This is a genomic window from Salinactinospora qingdaonensis (genome assembly GCF_039539445.1).
GTDB lineage: Bacteria > Actinomycetota > Actinomycetes > Streptosporangiales > Streptosporangiaceae > Salinactinospora > Salinactinospora qingdaonensis.
This window is the reverse complement of the sequence record NZ_BAABDD010000010.1, coordinates 118,275-134,065: the sequence shown is the minus strand read 5'-3', so window position 1 is coordinate 134,065 and position 15,791 is coordinate 118,275. Positions and strand designations below refer to the sequence as shown.

General features: G+C 68.1%; 14 protein-coding genes. 2 read left to right on the top strand and 12 right to left on the bottom strand.

Going from position 1 to position 15,791, the window contains the following annotated elements; all coding sequences use genetic code 11:
* Positions 1–488: 488 nt before the first annotated feature.
* From smc to recG, 10 genes are all read right to left on the bottom strand, one after another.
* Positions 489–4,055 (bottom strand): chromosome segregation protein SMC, encoded by a 3,567-nt coding sequence (gene smc / locus ABD848_RS13000; RefSeq protein WP_344971444.1) that lies wholly within the window; start codon positions 4,053–4,055, stop codon positions 489–491.
* Positions 4,056–4,702: 647 nt separating this feature from the next.
* Complete coding sequence (locus tag ABD848_RS12995; RefSeq protein WP_344971442.1) at positions 4,703–4,894, bottom strand: hypothetical protein; 192 nt, start codon at positions 4,892–4,894, stop codon at positions 4,703–4,705.
* Between the two features lie 351 nt (positions 4,895–5,245).
* The gene (locus tag ABD848_RS12990) at positions 5,246–5,521 is read right to left on the bottom strand and encodes an acylphosphatase (protein WP_344971440.1); all 276 of its coding nucleotides are present in this window, start codon (positions 5,519–5,521) and stop codon (positions 5,246–5,248) included.
* A gap of 49 nt (positions 5,522–5,570) precedes the next feature.
* Entirely contained in the window at positions 5,571–6,440 is an 870-nt protein-coding gene (gene mutM, locus ABD848_RS12985) for a bifunctional DNA-formamidopyrimidine glycosylase/DNA-(apurinic or apyrimidinic site) lyase (RefSeq protein WP_344971438.1), read from the bottom strand.
* 9 nt (positions 6,441–6,449) lie between these two features.
* Positions 6,450–7,187, bottom strand: a complete 738-nt coding sequence (gene rnc, locus ABD848_RS12980) for a ribonuclease III (protein ID WP_344971436.1) — start codon at positions 7,185–7,187, stop codon at positions 6,450–6,452.
* Between the two features lie 331 nt (positions 7,188–7,518).
* Positions 7,519–7,695: a 50S ribosomal protein L32 gene (rpmF, locus tag ABD848_RS12975; RefSeq protein ID WP_344971434.1), complete on the bottom strand. Its 177-nt coding sequence runs from the start codon at positions 7,693–7,695 to the stop codon at positions 7,519–7,521.
* A 156-nt stretch (positions 7,696–7,851) separates the two neighbouring features.
* Positions 7,852–8,442 (bottom strand): YceD family protein, encoded by a 591-nt coding sequence (locus ABD848_RS12970; RefSeq protein WP_425567532.1) that lies wholly within the window; start codon positions 8,440–8,442, stop codon positions 7,852–7,854.
* Between the two features lie 333 nt (positions 8,443–8,775).
* Complete coding sequence (coaD, locus tag ABD848_RS12965; protein ID WP_344971430.1) at positions 8,776–9,258, bottom strand: pantetheine-phosphate adenylyltransferase; 483 nt, start codon at positions 9,256–9,258, stop codon at positions 8,776–8,778.
* 83 nt (positions 9,259–9,341) lie between these two features.
* Positions 9,342–9,923 (bottom strand): 16S rRNA (guanine(966)-N(2))-methyltransferase RsmD, encoded by a 582-nt coding sequence (rsmD, locus tag ABD848_RS12960; protein WP_344971428.1) that lies wholly within the window; start codon positions 9,921–9,923, stop codon positions 9,342–9,344.
* 45 nt (positions 9,924–9,968) lie between these two features.
* Entirely contained in the window at positions 9,969–12,218 is a 2,250-nt protein-coding gene (gene recG, locus ABD848_RS12955) for an ATP-dependent DNA helicase RecG (protein WP_344971425.1), read from the bottom strand.
* A 366-nt stretch (positions 12,219–12,584) separates the two neighbouring features.
* Between recG and rpmB the strand changes: the two genes are divergently transcribed.
* A complete protein-coding gene (rpmB, locus tag ABD848_RS12950; protein WP_344971423.1) occupies positions 12,585–12,770 on the top strand; it encodes a 50S ribosomal protein L28 in 186 nt (61 codons plus the stop codon).
* A gap of 345 nt (positions 12,771–13,115) precedes the next feature.
* Here the strand turns inward: rpmB and ABD848_RS12945 are convergent, their stop codons facing one another.
* Together ABD848_RS12945 and ABD848_RS12940 are read right to left on the bottom strand one after the other, a co-directional pair.
* Entirely contained in the window at positions 13,116–13,940 is an 825-nt protein-coding gene (locus tag ABD848_RS12945; protein ID WP_344971421.1) for a cellulose binding domain-containing protein, read from the bottom strand.
* A gap of 572 nt (positions 13,941–14,512) precedes the next feature.
* Positions 14,513–15,472 carry a thiamine-phosphate kinase gene (locus ABD848_RS12940; protein WP_344971419.1) on the bottom strand — a complete coding sequence of 320 codons (960 nt, stop codon included), beginning with the start codon at positions 15,470–15,472 and terminating at the stop codon, positions 14,513–14,515.
* Positions 15,473–15,549: 77 nt separating this feature from the next.
* Here ABD848_RS12940 and ABD848_RS12935 point away from each other — a divergent pair, with 77 nt between their 5' ends.
* On the top strand, positions 15,550–15,783 hold the full coding sequence (locus ABD848_RS12935) for an Lrp/AsnC family transcriptional regulator (RefSeq protein ID WP_344971417.1): 234 nt from the start codon (positions 15,550–15,552) through the stop codon (positions 15,781–15,783).
* Positions 15,784–15,791: the final 8 nt, after the last annotated feature.

Genomic DNA, 15,791 nt, shown 5'->3' with positions numbered 1-15,791 from the left:
AGGCTGGCCACGGTGGATGTCGCGGCTCAACGCTTTCTGAGGTGTCCTCTGCCACCGCCCCGCAGAGATCGCCGCCCACCGCTGTATCCCTCGCGACAGCGACACCCCGCACGACAGCGAGTCCTGGGGGCGGCGACCTCCCGAGTCGGAGCGAGGCCCCGGCGAGGTTCTGGGATAGAACGGCATCGTGCGCTGGAGCGACGTTGCCTCATCCCTGGAGCCACCCACATCGTTTCCACTCTCCCCAGCCACAGCACCCCCATGAGGCTGCCGAAATCGCGCAGCGATCGAGGAACGAACAGCAAGCCCTCCAGGCCGGGGCAAGCGGCAAACTCCCACCTACGCCGCCAAGAACGCCGAGACCACGCAACGATCAACGCACGAGCGAGCACCACCCACCCGCTCCCCGCTTGACCACCCCATAGAAACACCCCCGCGCGACGGGGCGCGATTCCAAAAGCGCGCTCTGTTACCGGCCGGGCGGGGCCTTAACCGCCCTCGCCGGAGCGGCGCTCCAGCTTTTGGCTGATCACGTGCGAGATACCGTCGCCCTGCATGGTCACGCCGTAGAGGGCGTCGGCCGCCTCCATGGTGCGTTTCTGGTGGGTGATGACGATGAGCTGCGAGGCTGCACGCAACTCGTCGAAGACCACGAGCAGACGTTGGAGGTTGACGTCGTCGAGCGCGGCCTCAACCTCGTCCATGACGTAGAACGGCGAGGGGCGGGCTTTGAAGATCGCGGTGAGAAACGCCACCGCGGTCAGGGAGCGTTCGCCCCCCGAAAGCAGCGAGAGGCGTTTGACCTTCTTACCGGGCGGCCGCGCCTCCACCTCGACGCCGGTGGAGAGCATGTCGTCGGGTTCGGTGAGCACCAAGCGCCCCTCGCCGCCGGGGAAGAGCCGGGCGAAGACGGCGGCGAACTGCTGCTGCACATCGGCAAACGCCGAACCGAACACCTCCTGGACCCGGTCGTCGACCTCCTTGACGACGGTGAGCAGGTCGCGGCGGGTCTTCTTGAGGTCCTCCAACTGCGAGGAGAGGTAGGCGTGGCGCTCCTCCAGCGCCGCGTACTCCTCCAGCGCCAGCGGGTTGACCTTGCCAAGCCGGTTGAGCTGACGCTCGGCGGTACGGGCCCGCTTCTCCTGCACCTCGCGGACGTAGGGCACGGGTACGGCTTCGTCGGGATCGGCGTCCTCGGGGGGCGGGACGGCCACGTTGGGGCCGTACTCGGCGATGAGCGTGTCGACCTCGATGCCCATCTCCTCCACGGCCTTGGTGTGGAGCTGCTCTAGGCGCATCCCCCGCTCGGCGCGAGCCACCTCACTGCCGTGCACGACGTTGGCGAGTTTCTCCAACTCCACCGAGAGTTCCCGCACCCGCGCACGGACCGTTTTCAGCTCGGCGTCGCGGGCATCGCGCTCGGTTTCGGCGGTGCGGCGCTCGGTTTCGGCCGCGGCCAGCGAGGACTCGATCCGTTCCAGGGCGTACCCCGCCGCTTGGGCCACATTCTCGGCTACGCGGGATTGGCGCCGGCGGCGCTCTCGCCGCTGGGCGGCGCGCTCGCGCGCTTGACGCTCGTTGGCGGCGGCACGCAACAGCGCGTCAGCGCGGCCTTCGATGGAGCGGACGCGCTCCTCGGAGGTGCGGACAGCCAGCCGCGCCTCGGTCTCCACCGACCGGCTGTGGGCGGCACGCTCGGCCAGCTCGTCGCGGTGGGCGGTGTCGGGCTCGGCGTCATCGACGGGCTCGGCTTCGGCGTGAGCCAACCGTTCCTCCAAGTCGGCGAGCTTGGCGAGGTCGGCTTCGCGGGCCTTGGCCGCCTTGGTCACCGAAGCGGCGTAGCGGTCGGCCTCGGCCTTGACCGAGCGGGCCTGGCCGCCGAGCTTGCCCAGTTGCTGTGCGATCTCGTTGCGGCGCTTGTCGGCCGCGCGGCGCCGGGCGGCGATCTCCTCGATGGTCTCGGCGTGGCGCCGGCGCTGTTCCTCGGCCGCGGCGAGATCGGCGGCGGCCCGCTCGCACGAGGTCTCGGCGCGTTCCAGGTGCTCGGTGGCCTCATCCACGGCGGCCTGCACTTCCAGCAGGCTCGGTGCGGAGGCGGAGCCGCCGTGGGCGAAAGCGGCCCCGAGGAGGTCGCCGTCGGCGGTGACGGCCCGGAGTTGTGGGTGGGCGGCGATGAGGTCACGACCGGTTGAGATGTCGGCTACGAGCGCGACCCGGTCGAGCAGGGCGGTGACGGTCGCCGCCAGCTCCGGGGGCGGGGTGACGGCCTGGACGGCGTAGCGGCAACCGTCGGGCAACGCGGGCCACTCCGGGCGTGGCGGCAGACCGGCGGGGCCGCCTTGGGCGACGACGATACCGACCCGTCCGGCGTCGTCGCTCTTGAGCAGTTCCAACGCCGCGGCTGCGGAGTCGAGGGTGTCGACGGCCACGGCGTCGGAGGCGGCCCCCAGGGCGGCGGCGACGGCCGTTTCGGCTCCCGGCTCCACCCGCACCAGCGTGGTGAGCGGACCGAGCAGGCCGGGCAGACGCTGGGCGGCCTCCAAAAGCGTGCCGGCGCCGTCCTTGCGGTTGAGGCTGCTCTCCAGGGCCTCCTTACGCGCGGCCAGCGCGGCGCGTTCGCGTTCGGCCGCGCGCTCGGCTTCGCGGGCGCGCTTGAGGGCCGTCTCCGCCGCGTCGAGGTCGCGCTTGGCCGCCTCATGGTCGGCTTCAAGTTCGGTGTCTCCGGCGTCGAGGCCCTCGGAGTCGGCGGTAGCCCGCTCGTACTCCTCCTGGGCGGCGTGGGCTCGCTCAGCGGCCTCATCTGCGGCTTGGGTGAGCCGTTCGACTTCGGCTTCGCTGGCGGCGAGCCTGCTACGCAGCGCTTCGACGCGGCCACGCAGTTGCGCCAGGCTCTCCCTGCGGTCGGCGGCGGCCCGCGCCGCCTCGGCGACGCGCTTGTCTTCCTCTTTGAGCGCTGCCTCGGCCTTCTCGCGCTCGGCGAGAGCGCGTTCGAGCTCGCTTTGGGCCTCCAGGAGGCGCTGCTGGAGACGTTCCTCCTGTTCCCCGACTTCTTCGGCCTCACGTTCCAGCTCGTCGGGGTCGCGTCCGCTGCTGGGCTCTTCCTCGACAGTGGCGAGGTTGCGGTGACGCTCGGTGGCTAGGCCGGCGACGGCGCTGAGTCGTTCCTTGAGCCGGGAGAGTGTGTGGTAAGTCTCTTGAGCTTGGGCGAGCAGGGGCGCGGCTGCGGTGGCGGCGGCATCCAACTGGGTCTCGCGGTCCTGGGCCTCGGCCAGTGCTCGCTCGGCCGTGGCCCGGCGCTCGCGCACCTCGGCCTCATCGGCGCGTTCCTGCTCCAGGGAGTCGCGCAGCGTCACGATGTCGTCAGCGAGCAGACGTAGTTGAGCGTCGCGCAGCTCGGCCTGGATGGCGGCGGCTCGGCGGGCGATCTCGGCCTGCTTGCCCAGCGGTTTGAGCTGGCGGCGCAGCTCGGCGGTGAGGTCGTTGACCCGGTCGAGGTTGCCCTGCATGGCGTCGAGCTTGCGCAGCGCCTTCTGTTTGCGCTTGCGGTGTTTGAGGATGCCGGCGGCCTCTTCGATGAGGGAGCGGCGTTCCTCAGGGCCGGCGTGCAAGACGGTGTCGAGTTGGCCTTGGCCCACGATGACGTGCATCTCGCGGCCGATGCCGGAATCGCTGAGGAGGTCTTGGATGTCGAGGAGCCGACAGGTGTCGCCGTTGATGGCGTACTCCGATCCCCCGTTGCGAAACATCGTCCGCTTGATGGTGACCTCGGAGTAGTCGATGGGGAGCGCACCGTCGGTGTTGTCGATGGTCAGACTGACCTCGGCGCGGCCAAGCTGGGAACGCGAGGACGTACCGGCGAAAATGACGTCCTCCATCTTGCCGCCACGGAGCGACTTCGCGCCCTGCTCGCCCATAACCCAGGCGAGCGCGTCGACGACGTTGGACTTGCCCGACCCGTTGGGGCCGACCACACAGGTGATGCCCGGTTCGAATTTGAGGTTCGTGGCGGAGGCGAACGACTTGAAACCCCGCAGCGTGAGGTTTTTCAAGTACACGAGCGTGCCCCCTTCCCCGTTTAGTCGACTGCTCGTGAGCGTCGCCCCGTCCCCGCTAGGGCGCCATCTAGGGTGCCATGAACGGCGTGTTCGCGGGGACGACGAAGGGTAAAGCCCGCAGGAGAGAGCTGTGTTGGAGGCGGGGGAGCCCCGCGCGCCATGGATGCGACGCCCCGGCCGCACGGCACCGCCGGCGTGAGGCTGGCGATCCAGCCTCACGGGCGGGCCGCGGCGATCCGGGACACTGCTCCATGCGGCGTGCGCACGCGAACCGATGAGCGGGCCGGCTGGGGACGACCGCTCATGCGTAGGCGTGGCTGCCGGCACCGCCAAAGTTAGGCGGCTATGACTGTTGTGCGTGTTGTCGCGCCGACCGCGCCATCCCAGCCCCCTGCGGGAAGTCCCGCGATGCGCACCGTCGACGGCCTCACCGGCCCACCCCTGCGGCACGTACCCGGGGAACCGCCGCAGCAGAAAAATCAGGTGTGGGCCGGGGATTGCGGAAAAATGGAACGGGGTAAACCCTCGACAAAATGACGGGAAACGGCGGCACAGGGAAACGAGGGTGTAATGTGCCGGTCCCCCAGGGACGCCAGAGAAAGCGTGGACGGCGTCCCTTACCTTACGCTACGTCTGGTTACGGGAGACTAAGCCAGGGCAGGTTCACGGTCGGACGTGCTCACAGCGACATCAGCCACAGCCGCGGAGAGTTGGTCATTTTGCGCCTGGAGTCGACTGATCTCCTCTTCCAAGTCGCTTACTCGCTTTTGCAGCCGCCGCATTTCCTGAACCATACGAGGGTCAGGGGCGCCAACGTGGCCAAACAAAGCCTTCGCCATGACGTGGGTCCTCCACACTGAGTGACCGGACTGGTTCACGCACGTGAGAGCCAGCAATCCGCAGCCGGTTAGACATGTGCTGCGTTGTGGCAGGAAATATCGCGTGGTCTATCTTCCAGAGTCTCACCATGCGTACCGCCGGTCAAGATTGAACGGGTACACGGAGATTATTGTGACTACTTTCTGTAACCAGGCAGGTCACAGTGCACGATTCACATGCAAGTACCTCCTTAGCGCAAGGCGTGAAGCCCCCGCCACGGAGTGACCCTCCCATGGGCAGTGGCGGCCTCTTCAGGCCGCCATGACCCCGCCTATGGGTACTTGGCGAACCGCGTCACCCATCTATCATACTCATCGTTCAGCGAATCCGGAGAACGCCCCCGACGCATCGGACCAGCGTTGCGTCACAGACTCCACGCGACCAGGGGTGGAACCACCGTTGAGGAGCCGAAAAAGCTCCTCGCAGCGCTCGCGTGGCCCTTCCGCGGTGACCTCAACCCTGCCGTCGGCGAGGTTGGTGGCAGCGCCGACGAGCCCCAACTCCAGGGCGCGTGAGCGCACCCACCATCGGAACCCGACTCCCTGCACCCGACCTCGAACCCACGCGGTGAGCCGAACGTCGGCCATGAGATCCCTCCTTAGCTGCGGTCGCGCTTGAACCAGCCACGCCGCCCCTTCAGAATCGGGCGAACTCCGGGGGTGGCTGGCACTTCGGGCAACTGAACGATGAGCGATTCATGAAGACTTCCCTGCGGAGCAACGTCGCACAGCGCTCGCATGGCAGATCCGCGCGCCCGTAGGCCCGCAAGCCGCGGGAGAAGTAGCCGCTCTCGCCGTTGACATTGACATAGAGGCTGTCGAACGAGGTCCCGCCTTCGGCGAGGGCACGAGTCATGACATCGCGCACCGCGCTCAGCAGTGCGTCGACCTGGGGCCGCCGCAACCGTTCGGTGGGTGCGGCCCAGTGCAGCCGACACTGCCACAGGGCTTCGTCGGCGTAGATGTTGCCGATCCCACTGACCAACGACTGGTCCAACAGGGCGCGTTTGAGGCCGGTACGGCGCCGCAGCAGTGCCGCGGCGAAGGCGTCGTCGTCGAATGCCGGATCGAGCGGATCGCGGGCGATGTGGGTGATAAGGCTCGGGAGCGGCACACCCGCGTCGTCATCGACGAGCTTGTCGACGAGCAGGTGACCGAAGGTGCGCTGGTCGACGAACCGAAGCTGGCGCTGTCCGTCGGTGAAGTCCACCCGGATACGCAAGTGGCGCTCACCCGGCTCGTGGGCAGGCCGCAGCAACAACTGTCCGCTCATGCCCAGATGGGCCATGAGGGCATCCCCGCTGTCCAGCGGCAGCCATAGGTACTTGCCGCGACGTCGAGCCTCGACGACGCGGGTGTGGGCCAGCCGGGCGACGAAATCGGTCGCGCCGGGAAGGTGGCGGCGCACCGAGCGGGGGTGCAGCACCGTCACGTCGGCGACAGTGCGATCGATGAGCCAGTTGTGGAGTCCGCGACGGACGACCTCGACCTCGGGGAGCTCGGGCATGGCCGGCTGTCAGTCCTCTCCGTCCACCGGCTCGGCGCGCCTGGCCTCGCTTTGGGAACGGATAGCCTTCCAAGCCGATTCAGCGGCCTGCTGCTCGGCCTCCTTCTTGCTGCGCCCCTCGCCGGAGCCATAGCTGTGCCCGGCCACCCACACCGTAGCGCTGAACGTCTTCTGGTGGTCGGGGCCGCTCTCGTCGACGTGGTATTCGGGAACCCCGAGCAGTTCAGAGGCGGTCAGCTCCTGGAGCGAGGTCTTCCAATCCAACCCCGCCCCCAAGCCGGCGGCCTTGTCGATCAGCGGATCGAAAAGGCGATGCACGAACTCGGAGGCGACCTCCAGCCCAAGATCGAGGTAGACCGCGCCGATGATCGCTTCCAGGGTGTCGGCCAGGATGGAGGACTTGTCACGACCACCGGTCCCCTCCTCGCCCCGCCCCAGCCGGATGTAGTCGCCGATGCCCAACCCGCGGGCGACGTCGGCCAGGGCCCGCATGTTCACCACGGCGGCCCGCAACTTGGCGAGCTGCCCTTCGGGCAGGTCGGGGTGTTCCCGAAAGAGGGTGTCGGTGACGACCAGACCGAGCACGGAGTCGCCGAGGAACTCCAGGCGTTCGTTGGTGGGCAGGCCGCCCTTTTCGTAAGCGTAGGAGCGGTGGGTCAGCGCGCGGGTGAGCACGCTCGGATTGATTTCGATCTCGATCGCTCGGCTGAATTCGCGGATCTCGGCCGCGGAGAGTTGAGTGGCCACTCGACGTTCACATCCCTTTCTGCGTTGGGCGCACCTGCGGCCTCACCGGCTCGTGGGCACACGTGCCCACAGCGGCTGGCGCGCCCGGAGAAGCGGTGGTGGACCGGACCGACCAGGGACGCTCGAGAGCGAGGTGAGCGTCGCGGCAGAGCCAAAGGGCGCGGGAACAGCCGGCATAGCCGACTCGCCCGTCGTCCACGGCGGCCACCACGGTCTCGGGAAAGCCCTGTTTCGGTTCAGGTGGAGAAAACCGGTGAGACATTGGGGCGGGCCCAGGGGCACTCGTGGTCCCTGGGCCTACTCCTGATGCGCGATAGGCTCGCTGTGCTCGTTACGCAGTGTTGAGAACCTGGCGATTGTTGTAGGTGCCGCACGTGGGGCACGCGACATGGGGGAGCTTGGGGTCACGGCAGCGCGGGCAGTTGACCAACACCGGACGCGACGCCTTCCACTGGGAACGGCGCTTGCGGGTGTTACTCCGCGACATCTTCCGCTTCGGGACGGCCACTTCAATCCTCCTGGGTCACCCCCGCCTAGCGCGGGGACGGAGTCACTTTCTGGGTCACCCCGCGGGCGCGGGGGCACCGTGCTCGTTGTCGTCAGCGACCCTGCCGACATCGAGCGAGACACCACGCGGTCGTGCGGGGACGCCCCGCACCGCGGGCTACTGGTCGCCGAACTCCTCGCTCAACGACCGCAGCGCCTCCCAACGAGGGTCGACGCGGTCGCCATGGCTGTGATCAGCTTCGACGTCGGCCAGTTTGGCACCGCACTCCGCGCACAAGCCCGGACAGTCCCCCCGACACAGCGGCGAGAGGGGCAGCGCGAGGATGAGCGCGTCACGGACCACCTGCTCAAGATCGATAAGGTCGCCCTCAAGATGGTAGTCCTCGTCAGCACCTGCCCCGTCACCCTCTCCCCCGCCGGCGTCGATACCGAGAGAATCGTCAGAGGGGTAACGGAACAGTTCCTGGAAGTCGACCTCGACCTCATCGCTGATGGGATCGAGACAGCGGGAGCACTCGGCGGACATCCGAGCCAGCGCGGCACCGGTAACCAGCACGCCGTCCATAACGGCCTCAAGCCGGAAATCGAGTTGGATCTCGGCGTCCTGTGGGACACGCGCCATCTCCACGCCGAGGTCACCGGCGTGGGGCGCCATACGCTGCTCCGTTCGCATCGCACCGGGCTGGCGCCCGAGTGGCCGCGTGTCGACCACGAACGGGGAACGGGTATCTAGACGAGACAGGGTAATCGCGCTTTCAGTGGAACCGCCCCGCGGGTGCGGGGAATTCACGGGTTTGCTCGACATGTACGGGCCCGGGCACGGCGGGCGCCATCCTGAGACTCACGAGGACGCGCGCCGAATATCCCGACGACACAGTGCACACAGCGTGCACATTCACAATCTCATTTTAGCGACGGCTGCAAGCCGGACAAATTGAGTTCTTCCCCATGGCTGACGCCAGGGGGAAGCCGCCGGCGTCCCGACCAGTGGGCCAAGCCACCGTCGGCCAACCGCTTCACGCCCCCGCAGCGGGGCCGCCGACCGCCCTGCCCGCCGGAGCGCCGTGCCAGCCGGGCAGACTCAGCCGTGCTCCTTGTACTTGGCGCGCAGCCGCTGCTCGACAAAGGGTGTCACCAAGGTACTCACGTCACCGTCGTACTGGGCGATCTCCTTGACCAGGCTGGAACTGAGGAAGGAGTACTGCGGGTTGGCGGTCATGAACAGGGTCTCCACTCCGGAGAGCTGGTAGTTCATCTGGGCGATCTGCAACTCGTAGTCGAAGTCGCTGACCGAGCGCAAACTCCGCACGATCGCCGGGATGTCGTTTTGGCGGCAGAAGTCCACGAGTAGCCCATCGAACTCCGCGACCTGCACATTGGGAAAGTGTCGAGTGGACTCGCGCAGCATGTCCAGTTTCTCGGGGACCGAGAACAGGCCACGCTTGCTGGTGTTGGTCAGCACGGCGACGATCACCTCGTCGTTCTGCCGCGCCGCTCGGCCGATGATGTCGATGTGACCATTGGTAACCGGATCAAACGACCCGGGGCAGACGACACGGCGCACAGTAGACCGCTCCCCTCTCAAGGTCCTCTCCAGCGGACGCGAGTCACCGCACAACAGTTCTGCCCAGATTGTGACTTAACCGATCAGACCGGATCGTGCAGACTCGCGGCGTGACCGTACCAAAGCGCGGCTTCGCCGTATCGACGTACCCTGCCCGGTTCGTACCCTGCTGGCCAGGTCACATGAGGCCCACGACTCGCGCGTTCAACGACGACCAGCGCGCCGGGAGTCAGCCACCCCTGGTCACACAGGGCCCGCAAGACGACTGTGATCTCGCCCTCAGTGGTGACATAGGGCGGATCGGCGAAAACGAGGTCATAGCCCTCCACCTGGGGTGAGCGCGCGAGTACCCGCTCGACCCGTTCCTGAGCCACCTCGGCACCGGCAAGGCCCACAGCGGCAACGTTGCGGCGCAGCACCGAGGCGGCCCGACGTCCCGCCTCGACCAGCAAGACGTGTTCAGCGCCACGCGAGAGCGCCTCCAGGCCGAGCGCGCCCGAGCCGGCGTAGAGGTCGAGCACCCGCAGCCCCGTAAAGGTTCCCAAGTCCGACAGCGCGGCGGCGAACAGCGCCTCTCTCACCCGGTCGCCGGTGGGTCGCGTATCGCGCCCCCCGGGAGCGGCGATCCGTCGACCGCCCGCGCGCCCAGCGATGATGCGGGGCATCGTCCTCCTCGCGTTGTGCCCGACCGCCGATGGGCGGTCGGGCTGTCAGGTCTTCTCCAGGTACTCCGCACGCTCGTCGGTGAGCAGCTCGGCCAGTGCCGCGGTCAGTGGCGGATGCGACCCCAGATGAGGGTCCTCGGCGATGAATGCCAGTGCCGCCTCCCGAGCGTCGCGGATCAGCTCCTCGTCCCGTAGGAGGGTCAGCAGTCGCAGCGAGGACCTGCGGCCCGACTGGGCCTCGCCCAGCACGTCGCCCTCGCGGCGCTGCTCCAGATCCACCCGAGACAGCTCGAAGCCATCGGTGGTGGCGGCCACGGCCGCCAGTCGCTCTCGCGCGGGCGCATGCTCGGGGGCGTCGGTGACGAGCAAGCACAGCCCCGCCATCTGTCCCCGCCCCACGCGACCGCGCAACTGGTGGAGCTGAGAGACACCGAAGCGTTCAGCGTCCATGATCGCCATAACGGTGGCGTTGGGCACGTCCACGCCCACCTCGATGACGGTGGTGGCCACCAGTACATCGACCTCGCCGGCGGCGAAGCGGCGCATGACCGCGTCCTTGTCTTCGGGAGGCAGCCGACCGTGCAGCGCCTCGACCCGCACCCCCGCCAGGGGCCCCGCGGCCAGCTCGGGAGCCATGTCGAGTACGGCGAGCGGCGCACGCCGCTCCTCCGGGGAATCGTCGCCCTGCCCTTGAGCCCCGACGTCGCCGGCCGTGACCTCGTCGCCGGCGGCCTCGGCTCCCTCCGGCTCTCCCCCCACGCGCGGACAGACCACGTACGCCTGGCGCCCTTGGGCGACCTCCTCGCGGATGCGTTCCCATGCGCGGCTGAGGTAGTGCGGCTTGTCGCTGGCCGGAACCACGTGAGTGCTTACCTGCGCGCGTCCGGCCGGCAACTGGGTGAGCGAAACGACGTCGAGATCCCCATAGACGGTCATAGCGACCGTGCGGGGAATGGGGGTGGCGGTCATGACCAGCGTGTGGGGACGACCGTCGGCGACCTTCTCGCGCAAGGCGTCGCGTTGCTCGACCCCGAAACGGTGCTGCTCGTCGACGACGACCAAACCGAGGTCGGCGAAGCTGACGTGTTCTTGCAGCACGGCGTGCGTGCCCACGAGGATGCCCGCCGCGCCAGAGGCGGCATCGAGGAGCGCCTGCCTGCGCGCCGCGGCGCCCTGTGACCCGGTCAGCAACGCCACGCGCGTGGCGTTGGGCGCGCCGTCGAGCTGCCCGGCACGCGCTAGGGGGCCGAGCATGGCCGTGATGGAGCGGTGGTGCTGCTGGGCCAAGACCTCGGTGGGCGCGAGCAGGACAGCCTGGCCCCCCGCGTCGAGGACCTGCAACATGGCACGTAGCGCGACGAGGGTCTTCCCCGCTCCGACGTCGCCTTGCAGCAGCCGGTGCATGGGGTGGTCGGTGGCGAGGTCAGCGGCGATAACCTCCCCCACCTCGCGCTGGCCCTCGGTGAGGGCAAACGGCAGCGAAGCGTCGAAGGTGTCCAACAGCGCCCCCGGAGTGCGGGGGCGCGGGCGGGCCGCGAGAGTTTGGGACTCCTGGCGCCGCCGAGCCAAAGCGAGCTGAAGGACGAACGCCTCGTCCCATTTCAAGCGGTGCCGGGCTATGCCGATGTCGGAGGTGTCGCCGGGACGGTGGATGAGCTGGTATGCCTCGCGCAGGCCGATCAAGCGGTACTGGGAACGCAGCCAGAGCGGGAGCGTGTCGGGCAGTTCTTCAAGCTGGTCGAGGACCAACCCCACGCATTGGGCGATCCGCCAGGACGGCAAGTCCTTGGCAGCCGGGTAGACGGGGATCAGCTCGTCGGCGAACTCGCGGGCGCGCTCCTCGTCGGCGCCCTCGTCGACCGGCAGCAGTTGGTAGTCGGGGTGGGCGAGTTGGCGCTGCCCGCGGTAAGTGGAGACCTTGCCGGAGAAGAGCCCACGCCGTCCGGCGTAGAGCTCCTTCTCGCGGAAGTCGCGGGGTGGGCGGGCCCCGGAGCGACCGCCTTTGCCGAAGAAGGTGAGGGTGAGCCGACCCTGGCCATCGGTGACCGTGACCTCGAAGATGTGACCGTTGCGGTTGCGCATGGGCCGGGTGTTGGTCTTGAGGACCTCGGCCAAGACAGTGACCTGTTCCCCTTCGACCAGACCGCTCAGTTCGGTCAGCTCTCCCCGACTGGCGTAGCGCCGGGGGTAGTGGCGCAGCAGATCGCCGACGGTGTGCAGATCGAGGGCCATGGCGAGCTTCTTGGCCGCGTTGCCGCCCAACGTTGTGCGAAGCGGCTCATCCCAACCAATCACTGCTTTCCCCAACTTCCCCTGCCGCGGTGCGAGTCAGGCGCGGCCCGTGTGGGCCGCTGTGCGGCATCCTAGATCGTTCGCGTGAAATACGCGGGTCTGCGGCGGCTATAATGGTGCGGTATTGACCGTTGGACGGCGGACGCCAAGCCGGTACCAACGGTGGTCCGGGCGCTGGGGTCTGCCCCCGCTTCCGGAACGCACAAGGGGGAGTTCGAGGAGCGTGTACTCGCTCATGTGGGTGGTGTCCTCGGACCTCGTGTAGGCTTTTCCGGTTGGCGCCTTATCGCGCCGACCCGCGTGCTTATCAAACCTTATGTGGGACGGCTGCGCATGGACGCGCTGTCCCGAACGCTTAAAGGAGTAACCGTGGCTTCCGTCTGCGACGTCTGCGGCAAGGGACCAGGGTTCGGTAACAGTGTCTCCCACTCGCACCGCCGCACCCGCCGCCGCTGGAACCCCAACATCCAGACTGTGCGCACCCGCGTGGGCGGTACGCCCAAGCGGCTGAACGTGTGCACCTCCTGCATCAAGGCGGGCAAAGTCAGCCGCTGACGCGCCGGCCTTGGTAGGTGAGCCGCCTGGCCCGTGGGGGCGCCGTTATGGGCTGCCGCGGGCTGCGTGGCTTTTTGATATTCGCTGGTCGCGGTAGTGACGCGGGTGGACGCGGATGTGTGCGGTGGAGAGGGCGAAGAGATAGCCCGGTCCTGACTGCCCGCGGAGTCGGCGGGAGCACGGTTACCGTGGGCGATGCGTAATCCGTGATGGGCGCCATGGCTTCGAGCCAGGGCGCCCATTGTCGTCTCGGGTCGTTTCGGCTGGTCGCTGCCGCGCTGCCGGATCGAGGGCCGGGGTTGGGATCGAAGAGGGGGCGAGCGCGGGGCGGTCCTGCTCGGCCTCTCAGAGCCCGCAGGAAGCGCCGTTGAAGGAGCAGTCAGTGGGGGGCTGCGCTTCGCCTTCGGCGGTGAAGCTCAGGGTGGTCGATTCTCCGGGAGCGATTCCGCTCTTCCAATCGGGTTTGCGAGCGATGATGCCCTTGCCGGTGGACTGCCAGTCCGCCTCCCATGCCGCTGTCACCGTGACGTCGGAAAAGCTGAGGCGCAGCCGCCAGTCCTCGATGGTGCTCTCACCGTTGTTGGTGATGACGACCTGTCCTCCAAAGCCGGAGTCGGAGTAGGTGACCGTGCTGTAGGACACGCTGGCGGAGGCCCCCGACTGCGCCCCGGCGGCGGTGGCCGTGGCCTGGTCGTCGTGATCGGCGTCTTCCTGCTGCTGGTCCTGCTGTTGGCTGGTTTGCTGCGGCGACTGGCTGCGCTGGTCGTCGGCTTGCTCTGTCGACTCCTCGACGCTGGTGGGCTCGGGGGAAGGGCTCTGGCTTTGGGCCTCAACAGTGGCGCGCGCGTCGACTTCGGGGGTCGCCGAGGGAGACATCTCGCCTGAGGTGGGCTCGACCTGGATATTGAAGTCGGGCTCGCCGTTGGCTCCCGGCGAGGCGGGGGGCTCGGTGAAGCGCAGGTAGATCTGCGTCGTGCTATAGCCGAAAAGACACAGGCCGATGGTCATCCCGGAGATGAGCAGCACCCGAAGCAGGCGGGGCGGTTGCACGCGCTTGGGGACCGTACTGCCGAGCACGTGCCCGACCGTGGCCAGGGGACCACTGCCTTGGGGCTCGGCTCGATGCGCACCGCGCTGACCACCTTCGGCCTCTTCGGTTGGAGGACCCATAGCTATGCCCTTCGTCTCGCGCGATTCATGGCTGTCCCCTCGCGTTCCGGGCGAAATACCGACGTCGCGACCGATGGTGAACGCCGGTGCCAGGACGCGCTGAATCCTGGAGGGGGTGCGGAGAGTGGTGCTTCACCGGTGCCGTCGGCGTGGGAGTCCGTGCCCGCGAGCCGAGGCAGCCACCACGTGGGCTTTCCGACGACGGTTACGCGGCAGAGCTTAGCGCGAATTCACCCACAAAACAGACATCTAACCCAAACACCGCTCTCACCAGGGAAGGCGACAGCGCTGCTAAGGAACGGGAAACTCCCTCTTCATACCCCCTCCGCCAGCAATGATGACAGGGCTCCTCCCGAGCGCGCGCTACCTGACTCTACTCACGCGCGCTCGACCGAACCATACCCCGGCGCACCAGCCCCAGTGTGGGCCCGGTGCGCTATGGGACGGCAGGCGACTGAAGACCCATCCGGCCCCGCGCCGCAGCCGAAACGGCACGGCGAGCACGCCGACATTGGCGGCTGCGTGCGGCGCCGGCGAAGGGGGTGGGGGCGACGCGCAACCGGCGGAGCCGGTCAGGAGAAATGGTCCCAGCCCCCGTCGAGGGCCGCAGCACCGTCGACGCTGACCCCCGTCCCCGGGGTGACGCGGCCGATAACCCGCCACTGCGGCGGCAGGTCGACGCTGGGCGGGAAAGTGGCGGCCAGTGCGTGGTCCTCACCTCCGGTGAGCAGGTAGTGCCGGGCGCTGCACGGCCGCGCGCCTATGGCGGTGAGCCGGTCCACCGCTGCCACCAGTTCGGGGGCAGGCCGCAGCAAGCTACCGTCAAGGTCGATGGCCACCGCGCTGTCGGCGGCGATGTGGCCGAGATCCTGCACCAGGCCATCGCTGACGTCGAGCATCGCCGTAGCGCCCAACTCGGCAGCCTGCACACCGGCGCGATACGGCGGACTGGGCCGCAGGTGAGCCAATCGGCAGGGGGCGTGCTCGTCGCTACCGGCTTCCAGCAGTGCAAAGCCGGCTGCCGACCAGCCGAGCCGCCCGTTGACGGCGACGACATCGCCTGGCCTAGCGCCGTTACGGAGCACCGGGGCACCACCCGCCAGATCTCCAAGGGCCGTGATAGCGATGGTGAGGGTTTCGGAACGAACCACGTCCCCACCGATCACCGCCGCCCCAGCCCGCACGCACTCGGCCCGCAGCCCCTCGGCGAATTCGTCGGCCCACACCGTGGGCAGGTCGGCGGGCACGGCCAACCCCACTAGAAGCGCGGTTGGACGGGCTGCCATGGCGGCGATGTCAGCGAGGTTCTGTGCCGCCCCTTTGTGACCGACATCACGCGGACCGGACCATGCGCGGCGGAAGTGACGCCCTTCGACAAGCAGGTCAGTGGTGGCGACGACCCGACCGTCGCCGGCGCTCACGATGGCGGCATCGTCGCCCGGCCCCACGAGGACGTCGTCGGTCTGGGGAGACCTGGCAATCAACCGGGCGATAAGCCCGAATTCGCCGATGTCTGCGATGGTGCTCAACACAGCCCTCAGGGTACGGTGACGCTTCTGAGGCCAATGGTCTAGACCCGCGGCAACGTCGCTCGGGGAGGGAGCCCTCAATGGTGCAGGCTTACATCTTGGTGCAGACCGAGTTCGGACAGGTAACCGATATCGCCCAACGGATCTCCGAGATCGACGGGGTTGTGCGGGCCGAGGACGTGACGGGCCCCTACGATGTGGTGGTAAGGGCGGAGGCCGAGGACATCGATGCTCTTGGGCGGTTGGTCGTGGCCCCGATCCAGCGACTCGACGGCATCGCTCGCACGCTTACCTGCCCGATCGTCGAGCTCTGACACGGGGG